Source organism: Streptococcus mitis, assembly GCF_002096815.1.
GTDB classification, from domain to species: domain Bacteria; phylum Bacillota; class Bacilli; order Lactobacillales; family Streptococcaceae; genus Streptococcus; species Streptococcus mitis_AD.
This window is the reverse complement of sequence record NZ_NCVJ01000016.1, coordinates 145589-163932: the sequence shown is the minus strand read 5'-3', so window position 1 is coordinate 163932 and position 18344 is coordinate 145589. Positions and strand designations below refer to the sequence as shown.

Here is an 18344-nt window from a genome sequence, read left to right as displayed (position 1 = left end):
TTCTTGAATTCTGTGATTTGACTTGTTGTGCTGTAGGCAATGGCTTCACCTGACTTACCTGTCACTTCATCTGTTGTGAGAACACGGTTACCGTTGGTACTTACATAACGGATAATAGCTTTTTGAGCATCCTTACGGTAAGTGACTGTTTCAACACGGTCTTGGTCTTTAGCCTTCACTCCGCTTACAGCTGGGATTTCTGATTTATCCGCTGTATAACCTGCGATGGTTGGAGAGACCACTTTATCAAACGTATCATCATTAGTTGTCCAGTCTTGGAAGTCAATATGACCTGTTACCAAGTTGACATTGCTCCAACGTTTGAAGTTCAGTGTTTCAACCACATCATCCTTAGCCTTGCTTCCATCTTCGTAAACATAATGGATGGTACGGCTAACACTTTCCTTGTTATCCAAGTTTTCAACTGTTCCTGGCCAACGTGGGCTATCTGGTTGTCCTGGATTGACTGGGGTGTTTGGTTGTGGAGTTGGGTTATCTGGGTTAACTGGTTCAACACGTTCTGAAAGGGTTACTGTGTAGACTTGGTCACGTGCTGTATCGTAGTCATAAACCTTCGCACCACCTGCTGTGAATTCATCGCTGACAAGGTTATAGCCTTGTTTCTTGAATTCTGTGATTTGACTTGTTGTGCTGTAGGCAATGGCTTCACCTGACTTACCTGTCACTTCATCTGTTGTGAGAACACGGTTACCGTTAGTGCTTACATAACGGATAACAGCTTTTTGAGCATCCTTACGGTAAGTAACTGTTTCAACACGGTCTTGGTCTTTAGCCTTCACTCCACTTACAGCTGGGATTTCTGATTTATCCGCTGTGTAACCTGCGATAGTTGGAGAGACCACTTTATCAAACGTATCATCATTGGTTGTCCAGTCTTGGAAGAAAATCTGACCAGTCACTAGATTAATACGACTCCAACGTTTGAAGTTCAATGTTTCAACCACATCATCCTTAGCCTTACTTCCGTCTTCGTAAACGTAATGAATGGTACGGCTAACACTTTCCTTGTTATCCAAGTTTTCAACGGTTCCTGGCCAACGTGGGCTATCTGGTTGTCCTGGATTAACTGGTGTGTTTGGTTGTGGAGTTGGGTTATCTGGGTTAACTGGTTCAACACGTTCTGAAAGGGTTACAGTGTAGACTTGGTCACGTGCTGTATCGTAGTCATAAACCTTAGCACCACCCGCTGTGAATTCATCGCTGACAAGGTTATAGCCTTGTTTCTTGAATTCTGTGATTTGACTTGTTGTGCTGTAGGCAATGGCTTCACCTGACTTACCTGTTACTTCATCTGTTGTGAGAACACGGTTACCGTTAGTGCTTACGTAACGGATAATAGCTTTTTGATTTTCTTTTTCAATGACTACATTAGAGTCTTTACCAACAGCATCTAAATCATTATCATCGTTTGGATCAATAGTTTTTGTTTCTGCATCATATCCATGAATAGATTGGTTGTCACTAATTTTCCAACCAACTGGTACTTGAGGAATTTCAGTAACATCTGCTCTTGTTGTGTCATTAAAATCATTTTTGTATTGTCTACGGACAGCTGCTTCTTTATTTTCTACTACTTCACCATTTGAATTGATGTAATGTCCATCTTTGTCGACTAAATTGATATAACCTAAGTCTTTATACCAAACGTTGACAACTGTTTCATTTATATAGTCTGGGTTAACTGTTAACTCATCAACACTCTTGGCATCTGCGTAAAAACCTGGATTAACTGGGGTCATAACTTTCTTGAAGGTATAATCCAAATCTCCGATAGCACGTTTCCGACGACGCGAACTACCTTGTGCGGCATGAGCCTCAATAGCACTCTTTAATCTTAAGCGTGCTTCTTGATCTAACGGAATATTCCACCCGCCTTTTTTATTTGCCTTTGCATCTTCAACTCGAAGCCCCTTTACAGGTTTTAAGGCAATTTTATCTTTTTCTTCTGACTCTTTGTCTACTTCAGAAGTTTGTTCAGCTACTTTTGATTCTGCATTTTTCTTTTCAGCAGATTCAATTTTGCTCACTACTTCAGTTTTATCAATAACTTTAGTCGTAGTCGTCCCTCTGAGTTCCAAAGCAATAACTGCAGCTTGAAGTTCAGACTCTGCTTGAGATAATTCTGATTCTGTCACATCTGCTTTATTTAGTAATTCTTTAGCAGATTGTATACTAGATTGAAGACGTTTTACACTTTCTTCAGTGTACAGTTTAATTTCCAATTTTTCTGCACGCGAAAGAGCCGCTGATAATTTTGTCTTATCAACAGCATTATTAGAAGGTACTTCTTCTTTCTGGCTTTTAGCTTCTTCAACTTTTTCTGCTGGTGCCTTAACATCTTCAGATTTAGTTGGAGTTACTTCCACTGGATTTGAAACAGATGGAGCTGCATAAGACTTCTCTGACTTAGTATTTGTACTTTGCTTTTCCGCAATCTTAGCAGAATCATCGAACTTATCAGCTTTAACTGTCTTTGTATTTTCAGAACCATTTTCATCAGCTTGTACAGTTTGAGCATTAGCAGCTGATCCTAAGACCAAGGCTGTACCAAGTAAAACACTCGCTGCACCAAAGTGATACTTACGAATAGAAAATCGTTGTTGCATACTATACCAGTCAAATGATTTCTTATGTGAATGTTTCATTTTGAACTCCTAAGTAATATTTTATAATTCCTACTCTACAACTATTTAATATATAAATCAACACTATCCAAGGAATTACTATATCGTATTTCTGATTTTCAGAGCCAGTTATTATATTCTCTTTTTTTTGAATCGTCGGAACATTTTTTTAGCTCTAACATTATAGTTGATTAAAAACAGAAAAATGATATAATAAATTAAGGAGGAAATACCCTTATGAGAAACCTTTTATCCACGAAAGATCAGCGACAATTACGTTTAATGAAAATCCTAATTCAACATCGCGATTGGTTGAAATTACATGAACTTGCCGACAAGTTAGGATGTACTGAGCGAATCTTAAAAAGTGATTTAAATGAATTGCGTGCTGCATTTCCAACTATCGACATCCAATCTTCTGTTAACGGAATCATGATAGATTTAGAAGTTAACACTAGTGTAGAAGTTGTATATCAATATTTTCTAGCTCATTCTCAATCTTTTCAATTACTAGAGTATATGTTCTTCAATGAGGGGTTACCTATTTATCGAACAATAGAAAATCTTCACTCTAGTAATGCTAATCTCTATCGATTGGGTCGAAACATTTCAAAAACTCTGTCAACTCAATTCCAAATTGAACTATCATTTACTCCATCCGAGATACGTGGGAATGAGATTGATATACGCTATTTTTTTGCTCAATACTTTTCTGAGCGCTATTATTTCTTAGACTGGCCTTTTCCTGACCTTCCTGAGGAAGATTTAACAGAGTTTGTTGACTTCTTCTATAAAATCACGAATTATCCAATGCGATTTTCAATTTATAGAATGTACAAACTGATGATAGCTATCAGTATTTACCGCATCAAAAATGGTCATTTTATCGACTTACCAAATCATTTCTACGATGAATACTACCCTATTTTGGAAAGTATTCCAAATTTTGAAGAGATACTAGGCTATTTTTCTCAAGTATTTGAACTTGAAATCACTCCAGATATCATTGCACAAATTTTTATTTCCTTTATTCAAAGTAACATTTTCTTAGATCCTCAAGAATTCTTCAACTCTATAGAAGATAACAGTGAAGCAAGACACTCTTACCAATTACTGAGTCAAATATTAGAACGTCTAGCAAAACAATATAAGATTACTTTTACTAACCACGATGAGCTGATTTGGCATTTACACAACACTGCTTTCTTTGAAAGACAGGAAATCTTTTCTACCCCAATCTTATTTGAACAAAAAGCATTGACGATTAAAAAATTCGAAGTTTACTTCCCAGACTTTATGGGAAGTGCACGTCAAGAACTGGCTCAATATCGTCAGGCAATTGGACAGCATGACCATCCTGAACAGTTGGAACACTTGACGTATACCCTATTGACCCATGCTGAAAACCTCTCTACTCAGTTGTTAGAAAATCGACCACCTATCAAGGTTTTGATTATCAGTAACTTTGACCATGCTATATCCCTTACCTTTGTTGATATGCTTTCCTATTACTGTAATAACCGCTTTACCTTCGATACTTGGGATGAATTGAAAACAAGTCCTGAGATTTTAAATCAGACAGATTACGATATCATCGTGTCTAATTTCTATATTCCAGGAATTACCAAGAAGTTTATTTGTCGAAATCATCTGTCAATCATGGATTTGGTTAATCATCTTAACTGTTTATCAAATGAGATTCATATATCCAATACTTTATAAGTTATCAAAAAAGTCAGCATGATTCTGCTGACTTTTTCTTTTATCTATTTTCTATACTTCCTTTACAAAAACCAATTCCTGTAGTTGGGACAGGTCTTCTCTGTAAACAAATCCTGCAAAGCTTAAGCGACGAGCTTCCTCCACCGTTTGTACTTGATTTTCTATCAGCGCTGTCAGGAAGGCACCACGCGCTTTCTTAGAAATGGTTGAATGAATCTTCAGCTGACCACCCTTGTCCTCCATGAATTTGAAGGTCACCATTTTTTCTCTAATTTCCTTAGAAAATACAGTCTCAAACTCGGATGACAAGAGGGAGAAAATCACTTTTTCCTGCTTCACAGCCTCATCATAGACTTGCTTCCAATGGCTCTTCAAAGTCTTACCAGCGACTTTTAACTTCATCAAAAAGTCCAAACGGTGAGGTGCCATAGGTGACAAGGCTGGAACGACTCCGTACAAAGCCGAGGTAATAAAAACATGATTTTCAAGATAGGCCTGTTCTGCATCGTTCAATTTGTCTCGCTTAATGTGGCGATACATAAGCCCATCAAAAAGTTTCAAGGCTGGATAGTGTTGAGCAGTTTGCTTTTTCAAGGCTTGGATATGTTGAAATTCTTCCTCAGCTTTTTCAGCTGATACCTTATAAAAACTCTTCAATTGACTAGCAGAATAGAGGGCCAAGGCATCAAGTACGGCCTGACTTTCTGGTTTTAAAGAAGTTGCTTCGATACTTGGCAAGTCTGTGTTCATTTCTTTTGCTGTTGGGATTAAAATTTTCATATTGATAGTGTAGCATATTTTTTAGCCACAACCAAGAAGTTTATCTGAAAAGAGACTGGGAAAAGGCTTAAAAATCAGAGAAACGCATAATATCCGGTGTTGAAAAACCTTGATACTATGCGTTTTATTATGAAAAGATTTACTTCATTTTTTCCTGAAATTGAGTTTTTGCCCTACCTCTCCTCTTACTGAACTTTAAAGGTCTTGAGATAGTTATCTTTTCCGACTTGACCTTCGAAGGTTTTACCATTTTCAAGGTAAGGGAGGTCATCAGATACTGAGGCCTTGACCTTGTATATCTTACCATCAACTTTAAAGAAGTAGACGGTGTCGCCCTTGATAACAGCTGATTTGAGGTCTGCCACCACACCCTTGATACTTTCTGTCGTTTCATTATCAATTTCAAGGTCGTTTTTATTGGCGTACTTGCTGAGCAGTTCTTCTACTGTAGTAGCTACGATAACATTTTGGTACTCGACTGCATCAACCAAAGCGTACTCTTTGACCAAGCCAGCATTGTCCTTCAAGCCCATGATGTAGAGAGGCTTGTCATTGAGGTTGATGAGGATTGGGAAGGTTGCCTTGTAGGATTTCTCCTGAACAGCACCTTCGGCTGATTCACGGGCTGATTCTTCTGTCGCAGAAGCCAAGCTATACTTAGTGATTTCTCCTGTTCGCATATTTTCTAGGATAAAACCAAGATTACTTTCATCTGCATTGGCCGATGTCACACCTGTGTAGAGGTAAATATCATTACCGATAGACAAGTAATTATAGCCCTTGGTAGTCTGGGTCACATTTTTCTTGGAAATCATGGCATTCCAGAAACCATCCTTGTACTTGCCGTTGTAGTTGATTTGCTCGATGGTCTCCTCAGCTGGATAAACCCTGTCCACCCATTCCGGAACATCTGCCAAGCTGTATTCCTTGGTCTCTCCATTTGTGGCGTCCAAGATAATGACTGAAATAGGACGAGGAACTGCTAAGCCAAATTGCTTTTGGTAAACCGTTGCTACATAGAAAGGATTGCCCTCATCGTCCACCTCAAAAGATGGAGTTTTGAAGATTTTGGTTGGATACTTAAAGCGCAGGTGACGCTTGACATCACGGTTAAAATACTCCGAGTCTGAATATTTGATTGGTGTCTTCAAGTCCACCAAGTTGGCATTTCCAGTTACCATGTCCACCTTGATATACTCGCCGATTCCTTTTGCTTGATTGTTAAACCACTTGATAGGGTCTGCATATTCTAGTGGCGTCACTCGATAAGGTTTTCCATCAATCGTCAGTTGGGTATAGGTGTCTGCGGCTACGTACTGCGACACCTTATCCGTTAGGGAACCCAAGTAGCGGTCCCCAATTTTTTCAGCGGTACTTCTATCTAAGATAGGAACCTTACTGGTGTCAGTCTTAGGAAATTCAGTAAAGTCTTTTTCCGTCACCGTGACTACATTGGCATAATTTTTAGCCTGAAAAATGCTGGAGGTCACCAAGGAAACTAAACCAGCTAAGAGAAGAATTCCTCCAATAGAAGCTAAAAGGATTTTCCCTAATCGATTGATTTTGAAACTCTCAAAATTTAAAGCAGCTTCCGCCTTGCCGTGGCGCACATGAACCGTTTTGACAAGGTTTATCCCCTTGCCAAATCCAAATAAGATTGCTACAACCAGCAAATGCCCACAGAGGAAAAAAAGAAATTCCCAGCTGGTCAGGTTAAGAGGCGGTAAAAAGATATACCAGGTCGTTGCGATAAAAATAAGTTCGAAGACTATTCGTTTCATTTGCTTTCCTCCTAAATGATTCGTCCTTCCAAGTGATCCAGTTCATGCTGACAAATCTGGGCTGGGAAACCTGTCAAGGTAATGGTCTGTTCTTGCCACTTGCTGTCACGATAGGCAACCCTTATGGTTTCATAACGCTTAGTAGGTCTCACACCTGTCAAGGACAAACAGCCTTCCTCTGTCTCATAAGGTCCTTCAAAGGACAGGAGCACTGGATTAAACATGACCACAGGAACCAAGCCCAGATTAAAGATAATCACGCGCTTCTGCACACCAATCATATTGGCAGCCAGACCGACACAAGTCTCACGATTTGCTAAGAGTGTATCCTGCAAATCTCTGGCGAGATACAGATCATCCTGACTTGCCGGCTGAGATACCTGAGATAAAAACAAAATATCCTTCACAATTTTCTTTTCCACTTCTGCTCACTCCTCTTGCTTTTTACTATATTATAGCAATTATAGCACAAAAGACGGCAACTGCAAGCCCTTTCCCTTAACTGTAGCAAAAAGCCATCCGAAGATGACTTTTTCTTTTTAAATCGCATTCTTGTCAAAGCCGAGTTTACGTTGGATAAACTTAACAATTTCGACGATAATAATCATTGAGAAGCTTCCGCCCATAACGATTCCCCATTGTGACAAGTCTAGTTTGGTTACGTGGAAGATTCCTTCAAGTGGTTCTACGACGATTGTTGCCATGAGAAGAATGAAGGATACCAAGATAGACCAGTTAAAAGTCTTAGACTTAAATGGGCCAACTGTCAAGATGGATTGGTAAACAGACTTGACATTGTAGGCATGGAAGAGCTGAATCAAACCAAGGGTTGCAAAGGCCATAGTAAGGGCATCCGCATGAATGGCATGATTGTCACCCACATGAACTGGGTAAGCAATCGCAAGGCCATAAACACTCATAACAATAGCTGCTTGGAGTACACCTTGATAGATGATAGAACTCAAAACACCACCTGAGAAGAAGCTTGCCTTGCGTCCACGTGGTTTATGATTCATGACACCAGGCTCAGCTGGCTCAACACCTAGAGCGATAGCTGGGAAGGTATCGGTTACCAAGTTGATCCACAAAAGATGAACTGGCTGTAATACATCCCAACCAAACAAGGTTGATAGGAAGATAGTTAATACTTCAGCAGTATTGGCAGAAAGCAGATACTGAATAGTCTTTTGAATGTTTGAGAAGACCTTACGTCCTTCTTCAACTGCCACAATGATAGTCGCAAAGTTATCATCTGCAAGGATCATGTCAGATGCACCCTTAGAAACCTCTGTACCAGTGATTCCCATACCGATACCGATATCGGCTGTTTTCAGAGCTGGCGCATCATTGACACCATCACCTGTCATGGCAACGACTTTACCTTGTTTTTGCCAGGCCTTGACGATACGAACCTTGTGTTCTGGAGACACACGGGCATAAACAGAGTATTGACCAACTACTTTTTCAAAGTCTTCATCTGACAGTTCGTTGAGTTCGGCACCAGTTAAAACGTGGCCTTCTGTATCGTTTGCCTCGATGATTCCCAAACGTTTGGCAATAGCTTCTGCGGTGTCTTGATGGTCACCCGTAATCATGATTGGACGAATTCCCGCTTCCTTAGCCACACGAACAGCCTCAGCTGCCTCAGGACGTTCAGGGTCAATCATCCCAATCAAACCAGTAAAGATTAAATCATTTTCCAGTTCTTCAGAAGTAAGATTTTCTGGAATGCTGTCAATAATCTTATAAGCACCTGCAAGGACACGCAAGGCTTGGTGAGCCATTTCAGAGTTGTTTGTATGAATGAGGTTTGTAACCTTCTCATCAATCGGAGCAATATCCCCAGCCTTATCACGAAGAACACAGCGTTTCAAGAGTTGGTCTGGCGCACCCTTGACTGCTACAAGGAAACGACCGTCTGGCAATGGATGAACCGTTGACATGAGCTTACGATCAGAGTCAAATGGCAACTCAGCCACACGTGGATATTTCTCTAAGAAACCTTTGACATCGTAACCCTTGTCCAAGGCATACTGGATGAAGGCTGTTTCAGTAGGGTCACCAATCAAGTTTCCTTCCACATCAATTTTCGTATCATTGGCCAAGACAACTGAACGAAGCAGGGGCATTTCAAGACCCAGTTCAATGTCATCAGCTGAGTCATGTAGGACTGCATCATAGAAGACTTTTTCAACGGTCATCTTGTTCATGGTCAACGTACCAGTCTTATCAGAAGCGATGATTTCTGTTGAACCAAGAGTTTCAACTGCTGGCAACTTACGAACGATTGAGTTTCGTTTGGCTAAAACTTGAGTACCAAGGGCAAGAACAATAGTTACGATAGCTGGGAGCCCTTCTGGAATAGCTGCAACGGCAAGGGCAACAGAGATCATCAACTCACCGAGTGGATTTTTCCCTTGAATGAAAACACCCACTACAAAAGTAACAAGTGCAATAACCAAGATAGCATAGGTCAAGACTTTAGAAAGGTTGTTCAAGTTTTGTTTAAGTGGTGTGTCTGTCTCATCCGCATCTTGAAGCATGCCAGCGATATGACCAACTTCAGTGTACATACCTGTATTGACAACAACACCCATCCCACGACCATAGGTCACGTTAGAGTTTTGGAAGGCCATATTGACACGGTCACCAATACCAGCATCTGCAGCAAGTTCAACTGTCAAGTCTTTTTCGACTGGCACAGACTCACCTGTCAAAGCTGCTTCTTCGATTTTAAGAGAGTTGGCTTCTAGCAAACGTAGGTCTGCAGGCACTACATCACCAGCTTCAAGAGCTACGATATCACCTGGTACCAATTCTTTAGAGTCAATCTCCGCCATATGCCCATCACGAAGAACGCGGGCAGCTGGACTAGACATGGATTTGAGGGCTTCGATAGCTTCTTCTGCTTTCCCTTCTTGGTAAACACCAAAGGCAGCGTTGATGATAACCACAGCTAGGATGATGATGGCATCTGCGATATCTTCTCCACCAGAAGTCACGACTGACAGGATAGCTGCCGCAACTAGGATGATAATCATCAAATCCTTAAATTGCTCGATAAATTTGACCAGGATTGATCGTTTCTCGCCTTCTTCGAGTTCATTGTGGCCAAATTCTGCAAGGCGCTTTTCCGCCTCACTTGATGACAAACCTTGCTCGGTCGCATCCACAGCCTGCAAGACCTCTTCAGGACTCTGAGTGTAAAACGCTTGGCGTTTTTGTTCTTTTGACATGTGTCTCCCTCCTTGACATTGTGTGCAAAACAAACTCTCTTTCTGTCATATCTTTTCACGACAAACAAAAAGAGACCTGTTAATCATAATAAGTCTCGCTGTTTAAGATAGTGCCGGAAAGCATACTTTTCAGTATAAAATTCGGAATGACGACACTATCACAGGTTTCTGCCAGCTACTCCCTTGAGTAGTACTATTATACCAAATTTTGAAAAGTTTTCAAAGAGTAAAAACTGCCTTATTTGAATTTTCCCTTGAAAACCAGTATAATGGTAGAATGCTATATGACTAGAAAGGAAGTTGAATGAAGCAATCTATTTCAAATCTCAAGTTGGCTGAGCGTGGGGCCATTATCAGCATTTCTACCTACCTGCTCTTGTCTGCAGCCAAATTAGCTACTGGGCATCTTCTTCATTCATCCAGTTTGGTGGCCGATGGTTTTAACAACGTGTCGGACATCATTGGAAATGTGGCCCTCTTGATTGGGATTCGGATGGCGCGCCAGCCTGCAGACCGAGACCACCGTTTTGGCCACTGGAAGATTGAAGATTTGGCTAGCTTGATCACTTCTATCATCATGTTCTATGTCGGCTTTGATGTACTAAGGGATACCATTCAAAAGATTCTCAGCCGAGAAGAAACGGTCATTGATCCTCTTGGTGCAACTCTAGGAATCATTTCTGCAGCGATTATGTTTGTGGTTTATCTCTACAACACTCGCCTCAGTAAGAAATCCAACTCCAAGGCATTAAAGGCTGCCGCCCAAGACAATCTTTCAGATGCTGTTACTTCACTTGGAACTACCATCGCCATCCTAGCCAGCAGTTTCAATTATCCGATTGTGGATAAACTGGTTGCCATTATCATCACTTTCTTTATCTTGAAAACGGCCTATGATATCTTCATCGAGTCCTCCTTTAGCCTTTCAGATGGCTTTGACGACCGTTTGCTTGAGGATTATCAAAAGGCCATTATGGAAATTCCCAAAATCAGTAAGGTCAAATCGCAAAGAGGCCGTACCTATGGTAGCAACATCTACCTCGATATTACGCTAGAAATGAATCCTGACTTGTCTGTTTTTGAGAGTCACGAGATTGCAGATCAGGTCGAGTCTATGCTGGAGGAACGTTTTGGAGTCTTTGATACCGATGTCCATATCGAGCCAGCACCTATCCCTGAGGATGAAATTTTAGACAATGTCTATAAAAAATTGCTCATGCGCGAGCAATTGATTGACCAAGGAAATCAACTGGAAGAACTCTTGGCTGATGATTTTGTCTATATTCGCCAGGATGGAGAGCAGATGGATAAAGAGGCTTATAAGGCCGAGAAAGAGTTGAATGCTGCTATCAAGGACATCCAGATCAATTCCATCAGTCAGAAGACCAAACTCATCTGCTATGAGTTAGATGGTATCGTCCATACCAGTATCTGGCGTCGCCACGAAACTTGGCAAAATATTTTTCATCAAGAAACCAAAAAAGAATAGAGAAATCCTGTCCATGAGACGGGATTTTTCTATTCTTCTAACTATCAAATTCACTTAGGTATTCATAGCGTTCGTATTTTTCAAGGAGTGCTTCGTTTTTCTCATCCAGTTCTTTTTGGAGAGTAGCTAGCTTACCAAAGTCAGAACCATTGGCCTGCATTTCCTCTTCAATAGCAGCGATACGATTTTCCAAGGCTTCAATATCACCTTCAATGCTTGCCCACTCCTGCTTTTCTTGGTAGGTCATGCGTTTCTTGTCTTCTCGAACCTTGACGACTTTTTCCTTTTCGGCTTTTTGCACTTGATTAGCCATTTCTGTTTCAAAGGCTTTTTCATCAAGATAATCGGTATAATGACCAAAGAAAGGACGAATTTTACCATCCTCAAAAGCGAGAATCTTAGTCGCTACCTTATCCAAGAAATATCGGTCGTGACTAACAGTCAAAACTGGACCAGCAAAGCCTTGCAAGAAATTCTCCAAAACTGTCAAGGTTGCAATGTCCAAATCATTTGTTGGCTCGTCCAAGAGGAGAACATTTGGTTTTTCCAAGAGCAGTTTGAGGAGATAAAGACGCTTTTTCTCTCCACCTGACAATTTCTCAATCAAGGTTCCATGCGTTGAACGTGGGAAAAGAAACTGCTCCAGCAGCTCTGCAATCGAAGTCGTAGAACCACCGCTGGTCTTGACCTCTTCTGCCACTTCCTGCAAGTAATTGATCACTCGCTTGCTTTCATCCAAGCCCTCAATTTGCTGAGAGAAATAGGCGATACGAACAGTTTCCCCAATCACAACTTGTCCTACTGTCGGCTCAAGACTGCCTGCAATCAAGTTGAGGAGGGTTGATTTTCCAACACCGTTGTCCCCAACGATTCCGATGCGGTCTTTGGCCTGAACTAAGAGATTAAAATCTTGCAAAATGGGCTTGTTTTCATAGGCAAAAGAAACATCCTGAAACTCGATAACTTTCTTCCCAATCCGACTGGTTTCAAAGTTCATGGTCAAGTCTGTCTCAGCAACACCACCTGAAACTTCTTTCTTTAAATCATGGAAACGATTGATACGAGCCTGCTGCTTGGTCGCACGCGCCTGCGGTTGTCTGCGCATCCAGGCCAATTCTTGCTTATAAAGTTGTTCTTTTTTGTGAAGAAGAGCCGCATCGCGCTCATCTTGTTCAGCCTTAAGGCGAACATAGTCCTGATAATTGCCTTGATACTCGGTCAAGCCTGCGCGATCCAATTCGAAAATTCGAGTTGACAAAGCGTCTAGGAAATAGCGATCGTGGGTAATAAAAAGGACGGTCTTCTTTGAATTTTTCAAAAAGAGGGTCAGCCACTCAATAGTCGCAATGTCCAGATGGTTGGTCGGCTCATCCAGAAGCAAAAGGTCGTGATTGCCAAGTAAGACTTGTGCCAACTGAACCCGTCTTCTCAGACCACCTGACAATTCCCCAACAGGAGTAGATAAGTCCTGAATCCCCAGCTTGCTGAGAACAGTCTTGACCTGACTCTCAATTTCCCAAGCTTGGAGAGAATCCATCTCTGCCATGACCCGTTCCAAACGCGCCTGTTTGTCCTCACTATAGTTGAGCATGATCAATTCATACTCACGAATGAGCTGGATTTCCTTGAGGTCGCTGGAGAGAACCGTATCCAAGACCGTCTTGCTATCATCAAAATCAGGATCTTGGGTCAAGTAACCAATCTGGTAATCATTCTTAGCTGAAAAGGGACTGACATCCCCATCAAATCCAGAAACACCAGAAAGGACGTCCAAAAGGGTAGTCTTTCCAGTCCCATTGACACCAATCAAACCAATTCTATCTAGATCATGGATGATAAAGGAAATATCCTTAAAAACGGTCTTATCACCGACGGATTTACTTAGTTTTTCAACGATAAAATCACTCATTTTTTCTCCCTCAGATAAGCATGTATGGCTTGACGGTCATTTTCCAATTCTCCATCGACAATGGCATACTCAATCTCTGTTAAAATCTCTCCCAAATCCGGACCTGGTTGATAGCCATATTCCTTAATCAAAATGCCACCATTAATCTGAATTTCTTTCTTGTCATGAATGGTCAAACTCTGGTAAGTTTCTTTGATGGCTTGTGGGTTGACTTCCTTTCCTTGGGCCTGACGAAGGCTTTCAGCTTGTAGAAGGGAATCCAAGTCAAAGCGGTAACAATCGCGCTTGCTCATCTCTCCTTCTTCTCGCAAAGCCAAAATGGTCAACAAATCCTGAACCTGCTTGGCAAACTGGCGTGAGGTCTTCCAATATTTCAAAAATGGCTGTGCATCTTTAATCTCCAAAGCCCACAATAGAGCTGCCCAAGCTTGTTCAGAAGATTCAAAAGTGAAATCAGTCTCCAAATCAAACAGTCTGTTGAGCTTGTCTTGGCTTCCTGCCATATCTGGAAGATAGTCATAAGCTTGACTTTCAATCATGGAAGACAGACCAACTCGCCAAAAAGGTGCCAGCAATAGTTTATCAAACTCAACGAAGGTGCGCTCCACAGAAATTTTCTCCAAGAGCGGAGTCAAAGTCTTCATCGCTTCAAAAGTTTCTGACTCAAGTTTAAAACCGAGACTGGCCTGAAAACGAAAACCACGCATAATACGTAAAGCATCTTCGTTGAAACGTTCACTAGCCACTCCAACTGCTCGCAAGACTTGGTTTTTCAAATCTTCTAAACCATGGAACAAGTCAATAATTTCGCCTGTCTCATCCAAGGCAAAGGCATTAACTGTGAAATCACGGCGCTTGAGGTCCTCTTCTAGCGAACGCACAAAGGAAACCGCACTGGGTCTACGATAGTCCACATAGACATCCTCTGTTCGAAAGGTTGTTACCTCATACTCCTCGTCCCCATCTAGGACCAAGACGGTTCCGTGCTCGATTCCGATGTCAGCTGTGCGAGGGAAAATCTGCTTGGTTTCTTCTGGATAGGAAGAAGTCGCAATATCCACATCGTGGATGGGGCGATTGAGGAGGGCATCTCGAACAGAGCCCCCAACAAAATAGGCCTCAAAGCCTGCTTCTTTAATTTTTTCTAATACTGGTAAAGCCTTCTGAAATTCAGAAGGCATTTGCGTTAATCTCATAATAAGTGTTCTAATCCATAGACAAGCTCATGACGCTTGACAACTTCTTTGATTCCCAAATTGACTCCTGTCATGAAGGAGCTGCGATCATAGGAGTCATGACGGAGGGTCAATCCTTCTCCCTGATTGCCAAAGATGACTTCCTGATGGGCTACCAAGCCTGGTAGACGGACTGAATGGATGCGCATGCCATCAAAATTAGCACCACGAGCTCCTGCAATCAATTCTTCCTCATCAGGCGCACCTTGTTGGATAGACTCTCGAACTTCTGCCATCAACTCAGCCGTTTTAATGGCTGTTCCACTCGGAGCATCTTTTTTCTTGTCATGATGGAGCTCGATAATCTCCACATTTGGGAAATATTTGGCAGCCTGCGCCGCAAATTGCATAAGCAAGACAGCTCCCAAGGCAAAGTTGGGAGCAATCAAGCCACCCAAATCTTGTTCACGAGAAAATGCTTTTAGTTCTGCAATTTCTTCACTAGTAAAGCCTGTTGTTCCTACGACAGGAGCAAAGCCATTTTCAAGAGCAAAGCGTGTATTTTCGTAGGCAACGGCTGGTGTAGTAAAATCTACCCAGACATCAGCCTCAAATCCAACCAAGGCTGCCTTATCATTGAAGACAGGAATGCCTTTCCATTCTGATTCAGACTCAAAAGGATCCAAAACTGCGACCAAGTCCAAGTCTGGATCAGCCAAGACCATCTGACAAGCAGCTTGGCCCATCTTTCCCTTAAAACCGGCAATAATTACTCGAATACTCATCTCTACTCCTATTCAAGATACAAAGGACCTTAGCTGCCCATGAAAAATAGGGAATGACGCTGACTTTCCATGAAAGGCAAGACAGGCATCTTTTTTCAAGAGGCAGATAGTCCGTGTTCAATTGCTATTTCTTAACTAGCCTAGAAACGCCAACTAAATCACTGGAATATAACCCAGAGCAATACTTCCTGCTCCTAAGTGTGTCCCAATGACACTACCAAATGTAGCAAGTGAAATATCCGTACCTACTTCAGATTCAAGTAAGTGCTGACGCAATTCTTCAGCCTTTTCAGGAGCATTCCCGTGAATGACAATGATACGGTATTGGCCTGAAGCTGTTGCTTCCTTGATAATCTCAATTAAACGCTTGGTTGCTTTCTTTTCAGTACGAACTTTTTCGTACACTTCAATCACACCTTGGTCATTAAAATAAAGAATCGGCTTAATGCTTAGCAGATTGCCCAAAATCGCAGCTCCATTTGAAAGGCGTCCCCCTTTAACCAAGTGGTCCAAGTCATCCACCATGATGAAAGCAGATGTGTGACTAATCTGAATAGCTAGCTTATCCTGAATAATGGCAAAGTCATCGCCCTGGTCTCGCCAGTTAAAGACACTTTCAACCATGATACCCAGAGGAGCACTTGTGATCAAAGTGTCTGGAAAAGCAATGGTTAAGCCCTCATAGTCATCCACCATATACTGGATATTTTGGTAAAAACCTGAAATTCCAGAAGATAGGAAAAGTCCCAAAGCATGTGTATAACCTTGTTCTTTGAGCGAAGTTAGAATCTCATCTAACTTGGCAATACTTGGTTGACTGGTCTTAGGCAATTCAGAGGCCTGAGCCATTTTTTGGTAAAATTCCTCAGCAGTCAGATTGATGCCTTCGACATACTCCTCACCATCAATATTGACAGGAATATCCAAAACAAATAAATCTTCTCTTTGCAAGGTATCTGCACTGAGATAGGCAGAGGAATCTGTGATAACAGCTAATTTCATATTAGAACTCCAAATTGATTCCTGGTAAGTCTAATGCAATTTCAGTTACTTCGTAAGTTAAACGGTTGAGCATATTCAAACATGGACGAGCCAAGGTTTCCACTTCTTCTTGGTTCAATTCACTTGGTTCATTAACAATACGGCCATCGATATGGTTCACTTGTGAAATGGTTCCACTGATGACAAACTTATCAAATACAATCATAAAACTCAAGACAACAATCAAGGAAGTCACTTGATTTTCTTGGTCATGTTGAATCAATTGGAAGTTCACATCTACCTTAGTTTCAGGAGCTCCATTTTCATTTTCCCATTCAAAATTACGCGCATCAAAATGATACTGACTAACAAATTCTTGTTCACGTTTAAGATTCATGTCTTTCTCCCTCGGCTACAATATTATAAGCTATTGTACCATAATTTTTTATTTTCATCTAGTTTTCTAGGATTTAGTCAATCCCAATTTCAGCTCGGACTACGTCTGCGATGGTATCAACATAGTAGTCCACTTCTTCTGTTGTAGGTGCTTCTGCCATAACACGCAAGAGGGGTTCTGTTCCACTTGGACGAACAAGGATACGCCCGTTCCCCGCCATTTCTTCTTCCATCTTCTCGATGATATCCTTGATAGCTGGAACTTCCATAGCCTTTTCCTTCATGGCATTTTCCACTCGGATATTGACTAATTTTTGTGGATAAATGGTTACTTCTGCTGCCAACTCTGACAAGCTCTTACCAGTTTCCTTCATGATTTTTGTCAATTGGACAGCTGATAATTGACCATCACCAGTTGTATTGTAATCCATCAAGATGACGTGACCAGACTGTTCACCACCGAGGTTGTAGCCTGATTTTCTCATTTCTTCCACAACATAGCGGTCGCCAACTGCAGTGACTGCCTTGTTAATGCCTTCACGGTCCAAGGCCTTGTGGAAGCCAAGGTTGGACATAACAGTTGTCACAATTGTATTTTGCGCCAATTGTCCTTTTTCAGAAAGATATTTTCCGATGATGTACATAATCTTGTCACCATCAACGATGTCGCCATTTTCATCAACAGCAATCAAACGGTCACTGTCTCCGTCAAAGGCCAAACCAATAGCTGAGCCGCTTTCTTTGACCACATCTTGAAGAGCTTCTGGGTGAGTTGAACCAACATTAAGGTTGATGTTAAGACCATCTGGTGTTTCCCCGATAACAGTTAATTGAGCGCCAAGGTCTGCAAAGATTTGACGGGCACTTGTAGACGCCGCACCGTTTGCTGTGTCCAAGGCAACCTTCATTCCCTCAAGAGGAGTTCCAGTTGAAACAAGATAGCCTTCATACTTACGCAAGCCTTCTGGATAATCTACCAAGGTTCCCAAGCCTTCTGCACTTGGACGAGGAAGAGTATCTTCCGCAGCGTCTAGCAAGGCTTCAATTTCTGCTTCTTTTTCATCGTCCAGTTTGAAGCCATCACCGCCAAAGAACTTAATTCCGTTATCAAGGGCTGGATTGTGGCTAGCAGAAATCATGACACCAGCACTTGCTCCTTCAGTTTTTACCAAGTAAGCTACTGCTGGTGTCGCCAAAACACCTAGTTTGTATACGTGAATACCAACTGAAAGAAGACCAGCTACCAAGGCAGATTCTAGCATTTCCCCAGAAATACGTGTATCACGTCCTACAAAAACTTTCGGTGCTTCCGTTTCATGTTGGCTAAGAACATAGCCTCCAAAACGTCCTAGTTTAAAGGCCAATTCTGGCGTTAATTCTACATTAGCTTCTCCACGGACTCCATCAGTCCCAAAATATTTACCCATTTTTATAAAATCCTTTTC

The 18344-nt window shown here is 41.6% G+C and carries 13 protein-coding genes; 2 read left to right on the top strand and 11 right to left on the bottom strand.

The window, feature by feature from the left end:
* Positions 1–2666, bottom strand: a 2666-nt coding sequence (locus B7696_RS10065; RefSeq protein WP_239822184.1) for a mucin-binding protein, incomplete at its 3' end; no start/stop codon positions are given.
* A gap of 216 nt (positions 2667–2882) precedes the next feature.
* On the opposite strand from B7696_RS10065, the gene pclR reads away from it, so the two are divergent.
* Complete coding sequence (gene pclR / locus B7696_RS01850) at positions 2883–4367, top strand: virulence transcriptional activator PclR (RefSeq protein WP_084861819.1); 1485 nt, start codon at positions 2883–2885, stop codon at positions 4365–4367.
* A gap of 51 nt (positions 4368–4418) precedes the next feature.
* Here the strand turns inward: pclR and yaaA are convergent, their stop codons facing one another.
* The 4 genes from yaaA to B7696_RS01830 form a co-directional block, all read right to left on the bottom strand.
* Positions 4419–5147 carry a peroxide stress protein YaaA gene (yaaA, locus tag B7696_RS01845; RefSeq protein WP_084861817.1) on the bottom strand — a complete coding sequence of 243 codons (729 nt, stop codon included), beginning with the start codon at positions 5145–5147 and terminating at the stop codon, positions 4419–4421.
* Positions 5148–5332: 185 nt separating this feature from the next.
* Entirely contained in the window at positions 5333–6928 is a 1596-nt protein-coding gene (locus tag B7696_RS01840; protein ID WP_084861815.1) for a hypothetical protein, read from the bottom strand.
* A gap of 11 nt (positions 6929–6939) precedes the next feature.
* A complete protein-coding gene (locus B7696_RS01835; RefSeq protein ID WP_020902508.1) occupies positions 6940–7350 on the bottom strand; it encodes a peptide deformylase in 411 nt (136 codons plus the stop codon).
* 117 nt (positions 7351–7467) lie between these two features.
* Complete coding sequence (locus tag B7696_RS01830; protein ID WP_084861813.1) at positions 7468–10164, bottom strand: cation-translocating P-type ATPase; 2697 nt, start codon at positions 10162–10164, stop codon at positions 7468–7470.
* A 304-nt stretch (positions 10165–10468) separates the two neighbouring features.
* Between B7696_RS01830 and mntE the strand changes: the two genes are divergently transcribed.
* On the top strand, positions 10469–11653 hold the full coding sequence (gene mntE, locus B7696_RS01825; RefSeq protein WP_084861811.1) for a CDF family manganese efflux transporter MntE: 1185 nt from the start codon (positions 10469–10471) through the stop codon (positions 11651–11653).
* 37 nt (positions 11654–11690) lie between these two features.
* On the opposite strand, the gene B7696_RS01820 is transcribed toward mntE, so the two are convergent.
* The 6 genes from B7696_RS01820 to glmM form a co-directional block, all read right to left on the bottom strand.
* On the bottom strand, positions 11691–13562 hold the full coding sequence (locus tag B7696_RS01820) for an ABC-F family ATP-binding cassette domain-containing protein (RefSeq protein WP_084861809.1): 1872 nt from the start codon (positions 13560–13562) through the stop codon (positions 11691–11693).
* On the bottom strand, positions 13559–14758 hold the full coding sequence (locus B7696_RS01815; RefSeq protein WP_084861807.1) for a CCA tRNA nucleotidyltransferase: 1200 nt from the start codon (positions 14756–14758) through the stop codon (positions 13559–13561). The genes B7696_RS01820 and B7696_RS01815 overlap by 4 nt, the downstream gene beginning before the upstream one ends.
* Positions 14755–15522 (bottom strand): 4-hydroxy-tetrahydrodipicolinate reductase, encoded by a 768-nt coding sequence (gene dapB / locus B7696_RS01810; RefSeq protein WP_000027866.1) that lies wholly within the window; start codon positions 15520–15522, stop codon positions 14755–14757. Before dapB ends, B7696_RS01815 begins: the two co-directional genes overlap by 4 nt.
* Before the next feature lie 153 nt (positions 15523–15675).
* Positions 15676–16524, bottom strand: a complete 849-nt coding sequence (locus tag B7696_RS01805) for a DegV family protein (RefSeq protein ID WP_084861805.1) — start codon at positions 16522–16524, stop codon at positions 15676–15678.
* Between the two features lies 1 nt (position 16525).
* Positions 16526–16900 (bottom strand): DUF1149 family protein, encoded by a 375-nt coding sequence (locus B7696_RS01800; protein ID WP_001050081.1) that lies wholly within the window; start codon positions 16898–16900, stop codon positions 16526–16528.
* 73 nt (positions 16901–16973) lie between these two features.
* Positions 16974–18326, bottom strand: a complete 1353-nt coding sequence (gene glmM, locus B7696_RS01795; RefSeq protein ID WP_049491658.1) for a phosphoglucosamine mutase — start codon at positions 18324–18326, stop codon at positions 16974–16976.
* Between the last annotated feature and the right edge of the window lie 18 nt (positions 18327–18344).